This window comes from Pseudomonas coleopterorum (assembly GCF_900105555.1).
GTDB lineage: Bacteria > Pseudomonadota > Gammaproteobacteria > Pseudomonadales > Pseudomonadaceae > Aquipseudomonas > Aquipseudomonas coleopterorum.
In genome coordinates this window covers 1,606,852-1,620,834 of sequence record NZ_FNTZ01000001.1, presented here as the reverse complement: position 1 = coordinate 1,620,834, position 13,983 = coordinate 1,606,852, and the positions used below count along the sequence as shown (strand labels likewise).

Sequence of the window (13,983 nt, the reverse complement as noted above, 5' to 3'; positions counted from 1 at the left end):
ATCGTTTCAGACCGCGATTATCGCCCACGGCGACACGGCTGTCATCGCGCGTGGACGGCCTGCGCCGCTTCGGTGAACTCCTTGAGCCAGCGCAGGACGTCCACTGCATCCCAGCGGGTGGGATCGTACAAGGCATACAGCAAGCCGTTGTAGCCGACCACGTCCAAAGGACGGTGATAACCGGCGCGCTGGAAAAGTGCTTCTACTTCGGCGAAGCAGGTGTTGAAGTGCAGCTTGCTGAAGGGCGTCTTGCCTTCGGTGACCAGGCCGTCGAGACGCAGCTCGAGCACCGCCTCCCGAACCACATCCGGGCTCATGCGGTTGACGCTGTACTTGAGTTGTTCGACGTTGAGCATGGGTGACGAGTTATCCATATACTGTATCTTTATACAGCATAAGCGAGCCGCCAATGACCAGTCAATTGCACCCATGCAGGTGATTATGGGCTATACAGGAGAAAGCCCCGCGTAATGGCACTGAACCTTCGGGATCACCCCTACTCGAAACATCCAGACGCCACCCATATGGAGATCAACATGGCCACCCCGACCACCAAAGCAGCTCAAGAAGTTCTCAAAGCGGATTTTCAAGCACTGGTCCGTGACACCGAAAAACTGCTCGAGCACACTGCGAGCATCGCCGGCACCCAGGCTGAAGAGCTGCGTGCGCAGATCAACGAGAGCTTGCTCAAGGCTCGCGAATCCCTGCAGCAGACCAAGGAAACCGCAGCCGAGCGCAGCCAGGAGGCCGTAGTCGCGGCCGAAGGCTACGTGCAGGAAAATCCTTGGCAGTCCGTCGGCATCGCTGCCGGTGTAGGTTTCCTTTTGGGCCTGCTGGCTACAAGGCACTGATATGTCCCTCCTCGACTCCGATACCACAGACAACAGCACCGGCTCCACGTCCCGGCGCCTGGGTGCTGCCATGCTCGGCCTGCTGCGCAGTCATGTCGAACTGTTCGGCATCGAGTTGCAGGAGCAGAAATCACGAACCGTCAGCCTGTTGCTTTTCGCAGGGCTGGCCCTGGTCTTCGCGCTGTTGGCACTGGTCGCGTTGTCCGGTCTTATCCTGATTCTGCTGTGGGACAACTACCGCATGGCCGGCATGGTCGGCCTAGCGGTGTTCTACGTGCTGGCCGGGATCTTCTGCGCCTTCCGCCTCAAGGCGGCGGTGTTCGATGAATCCTCGCCGTTCAGTGGAACACTGGAAGAACTGGCCAACGACAGGGAGCGCCTGCTGCCATGAGCCGAACCGAACCCACCAGCGCGCAATCGCGACGCGACATGCGCAAATCGTTGATTCGCCTGCGCATGGAAATGCACCGTCAGGAGCTGCGGCATGAGTCGCGGCAACTGGTCAACCCGCTCAACCGCCTGCGCGGTCTGGGTCAGTCGGTGCAGACCAGCATGGGCATCAAGCATGCTTCGCTCTGGGGTATTGCCGGGGTCACACTGATGGGCTTCCTGACCGGGCGCGGGGCTGGCAACAGCGTCCGTGCCCCGGTGGTGGCTCCGGTGCGTGCCCCTGGTCGCCTGTCTCGACTGGCGAAAGTCGGCGCCACCCTGTTGCCGCTGATCAAGCTGGCCATGCAGGGCACTCCGCGCAGACGCTAGCACTGCAGCACAAGGCAACCCGGATGCGGTCTTCACTGCGTCCGGGTTGCTTTTTTTTGCTCGACGTTCAGGCCCGCAATGCACTTTTCGATACGTTCACGGCCCGCTGCCAGCCTTGCCAGCCGGCCTGCGCAGGCCGACACTGCAGGCTCGATTGGCTCCCGGAGGAATCGCCTTGGATTGGCACACACTGCTTACACGCGAACGCTTGGGCAAGCCCCTGCACAGCCCTGAAGAACTGGGCCGCAGCCCGTTCCACAAGGATCACGACCGCATCATCTTTTCCGGTGCCTTCCGCCGACTGGGGCGCAAGACCCAGGTGCATCCTGTTTCCAGCAACGACCACATCCACACGCGCCTGACCCATTCGCTGGAAGTCAGTTGTGTGGGCCGCTCCCTGGGCATGCGCGTGGGCGAAACCCTGCGCGATCAATTGCCGCAATGGTGCGAGCCCAGCGACCTGGGCATGGTGGTGCAGTCGGCCTGCCTGGCCCATGACATCGGCAACCCGCCCTTCGGCCATTCCGGGGAAGACGCAATTCGCCACTGGTTCCGCCAGGCGGCAGGACGCGGCTGGCTCGATGCGATGAGCGAAGTGGAGCGCGACGATTTCCTCAACTTCGAGGGCAATGCCCAAGGCTTTCGTGTGCTCACCCAACTGGAGTATCACCAGTTCGACGGCGGCACCCGGCTGACCTATGCCACCCTGGGCACGTACCTCAAGTATCCCTGGACCGCGCGCCATGCCGACGCCCTGGGCTACAAGAAGCACAAGTTCGGTTGCTATCAGAGCGAGCTGCCGCTGCTGGAGCAGATTGCCGGCAAGCTGGGCCTGCCGCTGCTCGAAGAACAGCGCTGGGCCAGGCACCCACTGGTGTACCTGATGGAGGCGGCGGATGACATCTGCTATGGCCTGATCGACCTGGAAGACGGTCTGGAAATGGAGTTGCTCGACTATGCCGAGGTCGAAGCCTTGCTGCTTGATCTGGTGGGCGACGACATCCCCGACACCTACCGCCAACTGGGGCCACTGGACTCGCGCCGACGCAAGCTGGCGATCCTGCGGGGCAAGGCCATCGAGCACCTGACCAATGCGGCCGCACGCGCGTTCGTCGAACAGCAAGAGGCGCTGTTGGCCGGCCAACTGAGTGGCGATCTGGTCGAGCACATGCATGGCCCGGCCAAGCGCTGCGTGCTAGATGCCAAGGACATGGCGCGCAAGAAGATCTTCCAGGACAAGCGCAAGACCCTGCACGAGATCGGCGCCTACACCACGCTCGAAGTCTTGCTCAACGCTTTCTGCGGGGCGGCGCTGGAGCAGCACACCACCGGTAAGCTGTCGTTCAAGCACCAGCGCATTCTCGATCTGCTGGGTCATAACGCACCGCAACCGGATTGGCCGCTGCACAAGTCGTTTCTGCGCATGATCGACTTCATCGCGGGCATGACCGACAGCTATGCTGCAGAGATGGCCGGCGAAATGACCGGGCGTTCCAGCTCGTTCTAGCAGAGCGTATTGAAATAAACGAATACAAACGATAGTTGACTCTTTCGAATCAAACTATCTTTGTATTCCGTTACGCTTAATTCTGTAGGAAGTTTCCTAGAATCATACTTTGCTGGGTCCGTTCGTATGCCCTTTTGAGCAACTGGGCTAAGGTGCGCGCTTTTACTGGATCGTTCAGGAGAGGCTGCATGCGTAATGTATTCATCATCGATGATCACCCTGTCATTCGGCTGGCCGTCAGAATGATTCTGGAAAACGAAGGCTACTGCGTTGTCGGCGAAAGCGACAACGGGGTGGATGCCATGCAGATGGTGCGCGAGTGCCAACCCGATCTCCTGATTCTCGATATCAGTATTCCCAAGCTCGACGGGCTGGAAGTCCTGACCCGGTTCCACGGCATGAACGTGCCTTTCAAGATCCTGGTATTGACCGCGCAGGCTCCGGCCTTGTTCGCCATACGCTGCATGCAGTCGGGCGCCGCCGGTTTCGTCTGCAAGCAGGAGGCACTCAGCGAGTTGATCAGCGCCGTGCGCGCGGTGTTTTCCGGTTATAACTATTTTCCCAGCCAGGCGTTGATCCCGTCACGCGAAGACCATGGGCAACTTCAAGAACTTGAATTGTTCAAGGCCATCAATGACCGTGAATTGATGGTCCTGCAATTGTTTGCTCAAGGCCGCAGCAACAAGGAAATAGCCACTGGCATGTTTCTGAGCAACAAAACCGTCAGCACCTACAAGAAGCGTCTCATGCAGAAACTTCAGGCCAATTCGCTGGTGGAACTTATCGAAATGGCCAAGCGCAATGCATTGGTGTAATTGAGCGCATGAACACGTTCGACCAACTTCAAGCCCTGACCGGGGGCAACAGGGCATTGACGCGGCGACTGCTCGAAGAGGTACTGCGCAGTTGCACGGACGACGGTCAGCAATTGCTCGCCATTGCCCACGATGATCATCCACGGATAGTGGACATTGCCCACAAGATCCATGGCGCCGCTCGGATCGTGCAGGCACGGGCCGTGTATGAAGCGTGCGAGGCACTGGAAGCGAGCACGGCACAGGACGACCTGCGGCCCTTGCGCGAAGCCCTGCACATGGCCCTGATGCAATTGCAGGCTGAACTGGGGCAGACCCTGGCCGAGCTTGACCCGTGATTGCCAGGGTCAGGCCGGCAGTGGTTCATTTTGTCACTGAATCGGGCAGGCGCTCGGCTTAACTGGTAGACTGCGCCGCGATATTACCTAAGAGGATTGTTTCATGGCCACTAACCGCTCCCGTCGTCTGCGCAAAAAACTGTGCGTCGACGAATTCCAGGAATTGGGTTTCGAATTGAACCTGGACTTCAAGGAGGATTTGGGTGACGAGGCAATCGACGCATTCCTCGACGCATTCCTGACCGAGGCGATGGATGCCAACGGCCTGGACTATGTTGGCGGCGACGACTTCGGTCTGGTGTGCTCGGCCAAGCGTGGTTCGGTCACCGAAGAGCAGCGCAGCACCGTCGAAGCGTGGCTCAAGGGCCGCGACGAACTGACCCGCGTCGAAGTCAGCGAATTGCTGGACGCCTGGTACCCAGAGAAGCCGATCAACCCGGCTGCTTGATGTACCCCTGAAAAAGGCCATCTGCGGATGGCCTTTTTTATGGGCGCGATTTGCTACCGCGCTCCGGCACCGCCGATCCGGGCGCGTGCCACGCGCGACGCGCTCTGCCGGCCCAGCGCGAGCATGATCGCCTGGCCGGCCTGGACGACCCGATCCAGATCCACACCGGTCGAAATGCCCAGCCCGTGCAGCAGGTAAAGGACGTCCTCGGTCGCCACATTACCGCTGGCGCCGGGGGCATAGGGACAACCGCCCAGCCCAGCCACGGAACTGTCGAACACCTGGACGCCCTCCAGCAGGCAGGCGTAGATATTGGCCACCGCTTGGCCATAGGTGTCGTGAAAGTGCCCGGCCAGCTGCCCACGTGGCACCTGCTGCGCGACGGTGTCGATCAATCGCCTTGCCGCACCAGGCGTTCCGATGCCGAGGGTGTCGCCCAGCGACAGTTCGTAGCAGCCCATCTGCAGCATGGCATCGGCCACGTCGCGCACCCGCTCCGGCGCGATGTCGCCCTCGTATGGACAGCCCAGCACGCAGGACACATAGCCGCGCACCTTGATGCCGTGGGCGACGGCGGCGGCCAGCACCGGCTCGAAGCGTTGCAGGCTCTGCGCGATGGAACAGTTGATGTTGCGCTGGGAGAAGGACTCGGACGCGGCGGCGAACACCGCCACCTCGGACGCGCCAGCGGCGATGGCCGCTTCCAAGCCTTGCAGGTTGGGCGTCAGCGCGGCATAGGTCACCCCTGGAGCGCGCTCGATGGCGGCGAAAACGGCCGCGCTGTCGGCCATCTGCGGCACCCAACGCGGCGATACGAAGCTGCCGACCTCCACATGCTTGAGGCCCGCCGCGACCAAGGCGTCGACCAGCGCCACCTTGTCCTCGGCGCGCACCTGGCCCTGTTCGTTCTGCAAGCCGTCACGTGGACCGACTTCGACGATCCGCACCCGCTCAGGCAGCATGATCGGCCTCCTGCATCTCGATCAGCACGGTGCCTTCGCTGACCATCTGGCCTTCTTCGCAGCACAGCGCCTGGATCACGCCGGCCCGGTTGGCGCGCACGGTGTGCTCCATTTTCATGGCCTCCAGCACGACCAGACCATCGCCCTGCTCGACCACCTGACCTGGGCCGACCAGCAGGCGGACGATGCTGCCGTTCATGGGCGCCGCCAGCGAACCCTCCAGCGCCGCGCCTGCGGTACCCGTAGACAGGGCGTCGACCTGGCTGACCTCGTAGGGGTCGCCTTGCCACTGCAGGTAAACGACGTCCCCACGCCGGCCGACCAGCCGTGGTTCATCCAGATCGGCGGACGGCGCTGCCAGGCTGACCGTGCACAATCGGGTCTGCGCGCCACAGCGCAGATCCAGCGTGGCTTGCGCAGCTGCCAGCAGGCGCCAGCCCGTCGGTGCGCTCCAGGGTGAATGCCGGTCCTGCTCGCACACACTCTTCGGGGTCGAGCGCAGGTACGCCCGCGCGGCGCTGTCCCAGAAGGCCTGGGTCAACGTCGGAGGTGTGGGCAACAACGCTGCGGTGTGCCGTTCGATGAAACCCGTGTCGACTTCGCCCGAAGCGAAGGCCGGCGTGGCAAGGATGCGTTGCAACAGCGCCAGATTGCTCTTGATTCCGCCGACCGCGGTTTCGCCCAGCATGGCCAGCAGGCGCAAGCGGGCCTCTTCGCGGGTTTCGCCCCAGGCGATGAGTTTGGCGATCATCGGGTCATAGAACGGCGAAATGGTATCGCCTTCCCGCACCGCGCTGTCCACCCGCCGGCCGGGCCCGGCTGCCGGCTCGCGGTACAGCGCCAGTTGCCCGCTGGCAGGCAGGAAGCCGCCCGCAGGGTCCTCGGCGTACAGACGCACTTCGATGGCATGGCCAAGCAAGGGCACCTGTTCCTGAGTTAGCGGCAAGGCTTCGCCGCGAGCGACACGGATCTGCCAGGCCACCAGGTCCAGCCCGGTGATGGCTTCGGTCACCGGATGCTCGACCTGCAAGCGGGTATTCATCTCCATGAAGTAGAAACGAGCGTCGCCATCGAGCAGGAATTCGACGGTGCCCGCGCCGACGTAGCCAATGGCCTGGGCGGCGCGCACGGCGGCTTCGCCCATGGCTCGGCGCAAGGACGCATCAAGCCCCGGCGCCGGTGCCTCCTCCAGCACTTTCTGATGCCGGCGCTGGATGGAGCAATCACGTTCATGCAGGTAGAGACAGTGCCCGTGACCATCGGCGAAGACCTGGATCTCGACGTGCCGCGGGGCCGCCAGGTATTTCTCCACCAGCATGTGACCGTCGCCGAAGGCGGCCAGCGCCTCGCGTCGTGCGGAGTCCAGGGCAGGCCCCAGCTCGGCGGCCGATTCGGCCACCTTCATGCCTTTGCCGCCGCCGCCCGCCGCTGCCTTCAGCAGCACCGGGTAACCAATGCGCTGGGCGGCGTCGACAAACGTCTGCAGGTCCTGGGCGCTGTCGTGATAGCCCGGCACCAGTGGCACCCCGGCCTGTTCCATCAAGGCCTTGGCCGCAGACTTGCTGCCCATGGCTTCGATGGCCTCGGCGGGCGGGCCGAGAAACAGGATGCCCTCGCGCGCGAGGCGCCGGGCGAAGGCGGCGTTTTCCGAGAGAAAACCGTAGCCGGGATGAACCGCATCCGCCCCACAGGCCAGCGCCGCAGCGACCACTTTGTCGATCTGCAGGTAACTGTCGGCAGGTTTGCTGCCACCCAGGGGGATGGCAAGATCGGCCTCGTGCACATGGCGAGCATCGGCGTCGGCTTCGCTGTAGATCGCTACGCTGCGGATGCCCATGGCTCTGGCGGTACGAATGATGCGACAGGCGATCTCGCCGCGGTTGGCGATCAGCAGGGTTCCGAGGGTCTGGGTCGACGGTTTCATGGCAACACCTCGGCCCAGGCGGGCGCGCGTTTTTCGAAAAAGGCCTGCATGCCTTCCTGACCCTCGGTGCTGGTACGCAGGCGGGCGATCAGGGCTTGCGCACAGGCCTGGCGTGGCGCCGTGGCCTGGCCATCGCCGATCTCCAGCAGCAGCGACTTGCAGGCACGCATGGCTTCGGGACCGTTGCCGAGCAGGCGGCGCGTCCAGTCCTGCACCGCCTGTTCCAGCTCGGCAGGTGGATACACTTCATCGAGCAGCCCCAACTCCCTGGCTCGCCGGGCATCGAAGCGCTCGGCGGTCAGGGCGTAGCGGCGCGCGGCGCGCGACCCAATGGCCTGGACCACGTAGGGACTGATCACCGCCGGAGCCAGACCCAGGCGCACTTCGCTCAGGCTGAACAGCGCATCGTCGGCGGCGATGGCCATGTCGCAACAACTGACCAGGCCCATCGCCCCGGCGAACGCAGCCCCTTGCACCACCGCGACCGTCGGCAGTGGCAGGCGCTGCAGTTGCTCCATGAGCTGGCCCAAACGCGTGGCTTCAGCGAGGTTTTCCGCGTAGCTCAAGCGAGCGCTGGCCTGCATCCAGGACAGATCGGCGCCCGCGCTGAAGTGGCGGCCATGGCCGCGCAGGAACATGAAGCGCAATGCCGGCTGTTGGCTGATCCGATCGAAGGCTTCCTGCAGCTCCTCCAGCATGAGCGCATTGAAAGCATTGTTCTTGTCCGGCCGATTGAGCCAGACGCTGGCGACCTGGTCGGCGCTGATGTGCAGCTGTACCGTGGAAAATTCGTGCATACCCTGTTCCCCGATTCTTGATGAGTGCATGGGCTACATGCGGAAGACGCCGAAGCGGGTTTCGGCCACCGGCGCGTTCAACGCCGCCGAAAGCCCGAGTGCCAGCACCGTTCGGGTCTGCGCCGGATCGATCACCCCGTCATCCCACAACCGCGCCGAGGAATAGAACGCGTGGGCCTGCTGCTCGTACTGCGCCACCAGGGGTTCGGCCAGTTGCCGCGCCTGTTCGTCGCTGAACGCCTGTCCCTGGCGCTGCGCCTGCTCCTGCTTGACCTGCACCAACACGCCAGCCGCTTGTTGAGCGCCCATCACTCCGATCTTCGCGTTCGGCCACATCCACAGGAAACGCGGATCGTAAGCGCGCCCGCACATGCCGTAATTGCCCGCGCCGTAGCTGGCGCCGATGATCACGGTGAACTTGGGCACCTGCGCGCAGGCCACCGCGGTGACCAGCTTGGCGCCGTGCTTGGCAATGCCGCCGGCCTCGTATTTCTGGCCGACCATGAACCCGGTGATGTTCTGCAGGAACACCAGGGGAATGCCGCGCTGGCAGGCCAGTTCGATGAAATGTGCGCCTTTCTGCGCAGCTTCGGCGAACAGCACACCATTGTTCGCCAGAATCGCCACGGGGTAGCCGTGGATGTGGGCGAAACCACAGACCAGGGTCGGCCCGAACAGCGCCTTGAACTCGTCGAAGGCCGAGTCGTCGACGATGCGCGCGATGATCTCGTAGATCGGCAAGGGCTGCTTGGGGTCAGTGGGCACCAGGCCGTAGAGTTCATCCGCCGCATGGCGTGGCGGCAAGGGTTCGACGCAGGCCAGCCACCCTTGCTTGCACCAGTTCAGACGGGCAACGCAGCGACGGGCGATGGCCAGCGCATGCTGATCGTTTTCCGCGTAGTGATCGGCGACCCCCGACTGCCGGCAGTGCAGGTCGGCGCCGCCCAGCGCCTGAGCGCTGACCACCTCCCCGGTGGCCGCCTTGACCAGGGGGGGACCTGCGAGAAAGATGGTTGCCTGATCGCGGACCATGATGGTTTCGTCGCTCATGGCCGGCACATAGGCGCCTCCAGCCGTGCACGAGCCCAGGACCACGGCGATCTGGGCGATGCCCTGGGCGCTGAGGGTGGCCTGATTGAAGAAGATCCGCCCGAAGTGCTCGCGGTCCGGGAACACTTCGTCCTGGCGCGGCAGGTTGGCGCCGCCGGAATCGACCAGGTACAGGCAGGGCAAGCGGTTGTGCTGGGCGATTTCCTGGGCGCGCAGATGCTTCTTCACGGTCAGCGGGTAATAGCTGCCGCCTTTGACCGTGGCGTCGTTGGCGATGATCATGCATTCGACGCCGGACACCCGGCCGATGCCGGTGATCAGTCCGGCGGCCGCGACCTGTTCGCCGTACACCTCATGGGCGGCCAGCAGCCCGACTTCGAGGAACGCCGAGCCGGGATCGAGCAGCACATCGATGCGCTGGCGCGGCAGGAGTTTGCCGCGGGCGACATGGCGCGCCTGGGCGGCTTCGCCACCGCCCTGGTGGATCTGCGCTGCGCACCTTTGCAGCGTATCGAGTTGCTGGAGCATCGCCTCGCGGTTGGCGACGAAGTCGGCTGAACGTGTGTTGACCTGACTGTGGAGAATGGCCATGGGCATTTCCTGTGCGGGTACGGCACCGATGGGAGGGGCAGCGAGAAAACGTCAGCGCGTCTGCTCGAACAGTTCACGACCGATCAGCATGCGGCGTATCTCGCTGGTGCCTGCGCCGATCTCGTAGAGCTTGGCGTCGCGCCACAGGCGCCCGGCAGGAAACTCGTTGATGTAGCCGTTGCCGCCGAGGATCTGAATGGCCTCGCCGGCCAGCCAGGTGGCTTTTTCGGCGGCATACAGGATGACCCCGGCGCAGTCCTTGCGGACCTGACGGATCGGCGCCTGGCCCAGCCCGTCCAGGTGTCGGCCGACTGCATAGAGATAGGCGCGGCACGCCTGCTGGGTGGTGTACATGTCGGCGAGCTTGCCCTGGATGAGCTGGAATTCGCCGATGCTCTGGCCGAACTGCTGCCGGTCGTGAACATAGGGCAGCACCAGGTCCATGGCCGCCTGCATCAAGCCCAGCGGGCCGGCACTGAGCACGGCGCGCTCGTAGTCCAGACCACTCATGAGCACGCCCACCCCCTGCCCCGGCTGGCCGAGCACGTTCTCCACCGGCACCTCGACGTCCTGAAACACCAGTTCACCGGTGTGCGAACCGCGCATGCCCAGCTTGTCGAGCTTTTGCGCGACGCTGAAGCCCGGCGCGCCTTTCTCCACGATGAACGCGGTGATGCCCTTGGCGCCGGCCGCCATGTCGGTCTTGGCGTAGACCACCAGCACGTCGCAGTCCGGGCCGTTGGTGATCCACATCTTGGTGCCGTTGAGCACGTAGCGGTCGCCCCTGAGGTCGGCACGCAGGCGCATGGAGACGACATCGGAACCGGCGTTCGGCTCGCTCATGGCGAGGGCGCCGATGTGCTCGCCGCTGATCAGCCTGGGCAGGAAAAGCGCTTTCTGCTCGGCGCTGCCGTTGCGGTTGATCTGGTTGACGCAGAGATTGGAATGGGCCGCGTAGGACAGACCGATGGCGCCCGAGCCGCGGGAGATTTCCTCCATGGCAACCATGTGCGCCAGATAGCCCATGCCCGTCCCGCCCCACTCTTCAGGCACGGTCAAGCCCAGCAAGCCCATGTCGCCGAACTTGCGCCACAGGTCGGCTGGGAACTGGTCGCTGCGATCGGCTTCGGCGGCCCGCGGGGTGATCTCGCGCGCCACGAAGGCCGCCACCGAATCGCGCAGCATGTCGATGTCTTCGCCTAGGAAGAAACCCAGTCCCGGTACTGAAATCATGTTCATCACTCGCTTTTTTTGTATTTATCAAGGAGATCAAGAAGGTCGAGAAGATCGCAGGGAATGCCTAGCCGCGATCAGACTTGCAAGGCCACGCGGCAACGCTCCTCGGCGGTGTCGAGTTCCACCTGCATCTGTTCGATGTCGAGCATCTGCTGCTGCAGTTGCGCCCTGCGCTCGGCGATTTTCTCCAGGAACCGGTCGAGCTGCTTGCGGTTGCCCGAGGGGTCGTACATGTCGATGAGCTCCTTGCATTCGGCCAGGGAGAACCCGATGCGCTTGCCCCGCAGGATCAACTTCATGGCCACCAGATCGCGCGCCGAGTAGACCCGTTCCTGCCCCCGACGCGTGGGCGCCACCATGCCCTGCTCCTCGTAGAAGCGCAGTGTCCTGGGCGTGACGTCCAGCAGTTGGGATATTTCGGAGATGCTGTAGAGAGTGCTCACGTGGATCTGTTCCTAATGCTTTACGTTAACGTAAACGTCAGGATGCGCCGTGTCAACACGCGGACAGCATGACGCGCAGATCATGAGTGTGTTGAGGGAGGGATAGTCGGAAGCGGCGCATCGAATGCGCCGCACAGGCCCGGTCAGGCGAAGGCAGGCACACCGCTGTGGAAGCGGAATTCCGGATCGGGGCTTTCGATCAATTCGGCTTCGGCCACACGGACCTTGTCGACGGTGCGGGCAATGTCGGCGGCATCGCCGTATTGGTGGGCCAGTTTCAGATAGCCCTGGTAGTGCCGTGCCTCGCTCATCAGCAGGCCGTTGTAGAAGGTGCCCAGTTCTTCGTCCAGATGCGGAACCAGCGCCGCGAAGCGCTCGCAGCTGCGCGCCTCGATGAAGGCGCCGACCACCAGGGTGTCGACCAGCTTGACCGGCTCGTGGTTGCGCACCTGCTTGCGCAGCGCCGAGGCGTAGCGACCGGCCGACAGCGGTTGCAGCTCGATCTTGCGGCGCTTCATCAGGCGCAGAACCTGCTCGTGATGGACCAGCTCTTCGCGTGCCAGGCGCGACATCATGTTGATCAGGTCAACATGGGTGCAATACTTGGCGATCAGGCTCAGGGCCGTGGACGCTGCCTTGAATTCGCAGTTCTTGTGGTCGATCAGCAAGGTGTGCTGGTCGGCCAGCGCGGCCTGGACCCAGGCATCGGGCGTGGGGCAGCCGAGAAAGGCGTGAATTTCAGACAACATGGCCAGGCACCTGGAAAAAAGGGGGCGATTATACCCAGCTCGCCTGCAACTGGGTATGTGCGCCGCACACGGGCCGGGCTGGGACGATCAGTCGCTTTTCTTGCGGATCCAATAGAGGTAGGTACCACCCTCCTCCTCTTGCTGCACCAGCTCGTGGCCCAGGAAGACGCAGAACTTGGGAATGTCGCGGCGGGTCGAGGGGTCGGTGGCGATGACTTTGAGCAGGCCACCGGCAGGCAGGTCGCGCACGTGCTGGTGCAGCATCATCACCGGCTCCGGACAGCTCAGGCCAGTCGCATCCAGGGTGTGGTCGGCAGACAGGGTTTGGGTCATGAAAAACTCCAGATCAAGCGGGCATTCAGGCAGACGGTCGAGACGGACAGTGTAGCGGCGCAGCACAGGCCCGACGCACAGTGCGACCCCAGGCCGCGGCACATCGGGGGTCAGCGTCGGACGCTGTCGAGTCGGCGCAGGTGGCAGGTGACTTCCTCGCGATCATGGTACAGCTGCTTGCAGCCGATCTGGACCTTGATACCACGGGCCTTGAAGCCATCCTCGATACGGTCGAGCAACCGGCGCACTTCGGCATAGCGCTGCTTCATCGGCAACTTGAGATTGACCACCGCTTCACGGCAGAGGTTCTCGCCCAGCCAGGTTTCCAGCAGGGCAGCGTTGCGCGCGGGCTTCTCGACGATGTCGCAGACCATCCAGTCCACGGTCTGCCTGGGCTTGTAGGTGAAGCCGTCGGCCATCAGATGAGTGACCAGGCCGGTGTCCATCAGGCTTTGTGCCATCGGCCCGTTGTCGATGGCGGTGACCAGCATGCCGCGGCGGACCAGTTGATAGGTCCAGCCACCCGGCGCGGCGCCCAGGTCCACGCCGGTCATGTCGCCGTGCAGGCGCTCGTCCCACTGCTCGCGGGGAATGAAGTGGTGCCACGCCTCCTCCAGCTTCAGGGTCGAGCGGCTGGGCGCCTCGCGGGGGAACTTCAGCCGCGGGATGCCCATGGGCCACATGGCGAAATTGCCCGCCTCGGCCACCCCGAGAAAGACTTCACGGCCACTCTTGAAGGTGAGCAGCAGGCGCGGCAGGTGGGGATCATCCACCAGACGGCCAGCACCGAGCAGGGCCTTGCGCAGCGGGGCCTCGAACTTCTTGCAGAAGTTCGACAGCTCCTTGCCATCGTTGGTGTCGAGCACTTCCAGCCACACGCTGCCGCAGACTGGATAGGACGACAGCTGTTCGAGCAGCACGCTGATGCGATCGGTCTCGGGCAGCTGCACGAAGTCGCCACGCGCCCACTGCCGGGGAAATATCAAGTCACTAAACCGCAACTCGCTCATCAGCCGTGCCGGACCGGCCGGTTCGTGGCAGATGAATTCGGCGCAGGCGGTCTGCGGCTTGGCCTTGGCATAGCCGGCAACCCCCAGCCGTGCGGCGTGTTCAGCGATCTCCGAGCAGACCTCGCCTTCGAAGCCGGGGCGGCAATGCATAAACAACGTATTCATAAAGA

At 63.5% G+C, this 13,983-nt stretch carries 17 protein-coding genes; 7 read left to right on the top strand and 10 right to left on the bottom strand.

What is annotated here, in order from left to right:
- Window positions 1-41: 41 nt before the first annotated feature.
- Window positions 42-356 carry a hypothetical protein gene (locus BLV18_RS07215; protein ID WP_049859112.1) on the bottom strand — a complete coding sequence of 105 codons (315 nt, stop codon included), beginning with the start codon at window positions 354-356 and terminating at the stop codon, window positions 42-44.
- A 180-nt stretch (window positions 357-536) separates the two neighbouring features.
- Here BLV18_RS07215 and BLV18_RS07210 point away from each other — a divergent pair, with 180 nt between their 5' ends.
- The 7 genes from BLV18_RS07210 (at window position 537) to BLV18_RS07180 (ending at window position 4,718) form a co-directional block, all read left to right on the top strand.
- Complete coding sequence (locus BLV18_RS07210; RefSeq protein ID WP_049859771.1) at window positions 537-851, top strand: ElaB/YgaM/YqjD family protein; 315 nt, start codon at window positions 537-539, stop codon at window positions 849-851.
- A 1-nt stretch (window position 852) separates the two neighbouring features.
- A complete protein-coding gene (locus tag BLV18_RS07205; protein WP_049859111.1) occupies window positions 853-1,242 on the top strand; it encodes a phage holin family protein in 390 nt (129 codons plus the stop codon).
- Window positions 1,239-1,610 carry a hypothetical protein gene (locus BLV18_RS07200; RefSeq protein WP_090357330.1) on the top strand — a complete coding sequence of 124 codons (372 nt, stop codon included), beginning with the start codon at window positions 1,239-1,241 and terminating at the stop codon, window positions 1,608-1,610. The genes BLV18_RS07205 and BLV18_RS07200 overlap by 4 nt, the downstream gene beginning before the upstream one ends.
- Before the next feature lie 175 nt (window positions 1,611-1,785).
- Window positions 1,786-3,117 carry a deoxyguanosinetriphosphate triphosphohydrolase gene (locus BLV18_RS07195; protein ID WP_090357328.1) on the top strand — a complete coding sequence of 444 codons (1,332 nt, stop codon included), beginning with the start codon at window positions 1,786-1,788 and terminating at the stop codon, window positions 3,115-3,117.
- A gap of 188 nt (window positions 3,118-3,305) precedes the next feature.
- Window positions 3,306-3,932 carry a response regulator transcription factor gene (locus BLV18_RS07190; RefSeq protein ID WP_090357326.1) on the top strand — a complete coding sequence of 209 codons (627 nt, stop codon included), beginning with the start codon at window positions 3,306-3,308 and terminating at the stop codon, window positions 3,930-3,932.
- An 8-nt stretch (window positions 3,933-3,940) separates the two neighbouring features.
- Window positions 3,941-4,270, top strand: coding sequence for an Hpt domain-containing protein (locus BLV18_RS07185; protein ID WP_090357324.1), 330 nt, complete (start codon window positions 3,941-3,943; stop codon window positions 4,268-4,270).
- Window positions 4,271-4,373: 103 nt separating this feature from the next.
- A complete protein-coding gene (locus BLV18_RS07180; protein ID WP_049859106.1) occupies window positions 4,374-4,718 on the top strand; it encodes a YggL family protein in 345 nt (114 codons plus the stop codon).
- Between the two features lie 53 nt (window positions 4,719-4,771).
- Here BLV18_RS07180 and BLV18_RS07175 read toward each other — a convergent pair whose 3' ends face one another.
- The 9 genes from BLV18_RS07175 to rlmM form a co-directional block, all read right to left on the bottom strand.
- The gene (locus BLV18_RS07175; RefSeq protein ID WP_090357321.1) at window positions 4,772-5,683 is read right to left on the bottom strand and encodes a hydroxymethylglutaryl-CoA lyase; all 912 of its coding nucleotides are present in this window, start codon (window positions 5,681-5,683) and stop codon (window positions 4,772-4,774) included.
- Window positions 5,670-7,604, bottom strand: coding sequence for an acetyl/propionyl/methylcrotonyl-CoA carboxylase subunit alpha (locus tag BLV18_RS07170; protein WP_090357319.1), 1,935 nt, complete (start codon window positions 7,602-7,604; stop codon window positions 5,670-5,672). Before BLV18_RS07170 ends, BLV18_RS07175 begins: the two co-directional genes overlap by 14 nt.
- Window positions 7,601-8,401, bottom strand: a complete 801-nt coding sequence (locus BLV18_RS07165; RefSeq protein WP_090357317.1) for an enoyl-CoA hydratase-related protein — start codon at window positions 8,399-8,401, stop codon at window positions 7,601-7,603. Before BLV18_RS07165 ends, BLV18_RS07170 begins: the two co-directional genes overlap by 4 nt.
- Window positions 8,402-8,434: 33 nt before the next feature.
- On the bottom strand, window positions 8,435-10,042 hold the full coding sequence (locus tag BLV18_RS07160) for a carboxyl transferase domain-containing protein (RefSeq protein WP_090357315.1): 1,608 nt from the start codon (window positions 10,040-10,042) through the stop codon (window positions 8,435-8,437).
- 51 nt (window positions 10,043-10,093) lie between these two features.
- On the bottom strand, window positions 10,094-11,272 hold the full coding sequence (locus BLV18_RS07155) for an isovaleryl-CoA dehydrogenase (protein ID WP_208598878.1): 1,179 nt from the start codon (window positions 11,270-11,272) through the stop codon (window positions 10,094-10,096).
- A gap of 80 nt (window positions 11,273-11,352) precedes the next feature.
- Window positions 11,353-11,721 carry a MerR family transcriptional regulator gene (locus BLV18_RS07150; RefSeq protein WP_090357312.1) on the bottom strand — a complete coding sequence of 123 codons (369 nt, stop codon included), beginning with the start codon at window positions 11,719-11,721 and terminating at the stop codon, window positions 11,353-11,355.
- Window positions 11,722-11,864: 143 nt separating this feature from the next.
- Window positions 11,865-12,470 carry a MiaE family protein gene (locus BLV18_RS07145; protein ID WP_049859100.1) on the bottom strand — a complete coding sequence of 202 codons (606 nt, stop codon included), beginning with the start codon at window positions 12,468-12,470 and terminating at the stop codon, window positions 11,865-11,867.
- An 87-nt stretch (window positions 12,471-12,557) separates the two neighbouring features.
- Window positions 12,558-12,803: a sulfurtransferase TusA gene (gene tusA, locus BLV18_RS07140; protein ID WP_049859099.1), complete on the bottom strand. Its 246-nt coding sequence runs from the start codon at window positions 12,801-12,803 to the stop codon at window positions 12,558-12,560.
- Between the two features lie 110 nt (window positions 12,804-12,913).
- Window positions 12,914-13,978 carry a 23S rRNA (cytidine(2498)-2'-O)-methyltransferase RlmM gene (gene rlmM / locus BLV18_RS07135; RefSeq protein WP_090357310.1) on the bottom strand — a complete coding sequence of 355 codons (1,065 nt, stop codon included), beginning with the start codon at window positions 13,976-13,978 and terminating at the stop codon, window positions 12,914-12,916.
- Window positions 13,979-13,983 lie beyond the last annotated feature (5 nt).

Excerpts from the sequence above, each read along its gene's own strand:
- BLV18_RS07215 (WP_049859112.1), bottom strand. The coding sequence starts at position 356 with ATGCTCAACGTCGAACAACTCAAGTACAGCGTCAACCGCATGAGCCCG.
- BLV18_RS07210 (WP_049859771.1), top strand. The coding sequence starts at position 537 with ATGGCCACCCCGACCACCAAAGCAGCTCAAGAAGTTCTCAAAGCGGAT.
- BLV18_RS07205 (WP_049859111.1), top strand. The coding sequence starts at position 853 with ATGTCCCTCCTCGACTCCGATACCACAGACAACAGCACCGGCTCCACG.
- BLV18_RS07200 (WP_090357330.1), top strand. The coding sequence starts at position 1,239 with ATGAGCCGAACCGAACCCACCAGCGCGCAATCGCGACGCGACATGCGC.
- BLV18_RS07190 (WP_090357326.1), top strand. The coding sequence starts at position 3,306 with ATGCGTAATGTATTCATCATCGATGATCACCCTGTCATTCGGCTGGCC.
- BLV18_RS07185 (WP_090357324.1), top strand. The coding sequence starts at position 3,941 with ATGAACACGTTCGACCAACTTCAAGCCCTGACCGGGGGCAACAGGGCA.
- BLV18_RS07180 (WP_049859106.1), top strand. The coding sequence starts at position 4,374 with ATGGCCACTAACCGCTCCCGTCGTCTGCGCAAAAAACTGTGCGTCGAC.
- BLV18_RS07170 (WP_090357319.1), bottom strand. The coding sequence starts at position 7,604 with ATGAAACCGTCGACCCAGACCCTCGGAACCCTGCTGATCGCCAACCGC.
- BLV18_RS07165 (WP_090357317.1), bottom strand. The coding sequence starts at position 8,401 with ATGCACGAATTTTCCACGGTACAGCTGCACATCAGCGCCGACCAGGTC.
- BLV18_RS07160 (WP_090357315.1), bottom strand. The coding sequence starts at position 10,042 with ATGGCCATTCTCCACAGTCAGGTCAACACACGTTCAGCCGACTTCGTC.
- BLV18_RS07145 (WP_049859100.1), bottom strand. The coding sequence starts at position 12,470 with ATGTTGTCTGAAATTCACGCCTTTCTCGGCTGCCCCACGCCCGATGCC.
- tusA (WP_049859099.1), bottom strand. The coding sequence starts at position 12,803 with ATGACCCAAACCCTGTCTGCCGACCACACCCTGGATGCGACTGGCCTG.
- rlmM (WP_090357310.1), bottom strand. The coding sequence starts at position 13,978 with ATGAATACGTTGTTTATGCATTGCCGCCCCGGCTTCGAAGGCGAGGTC.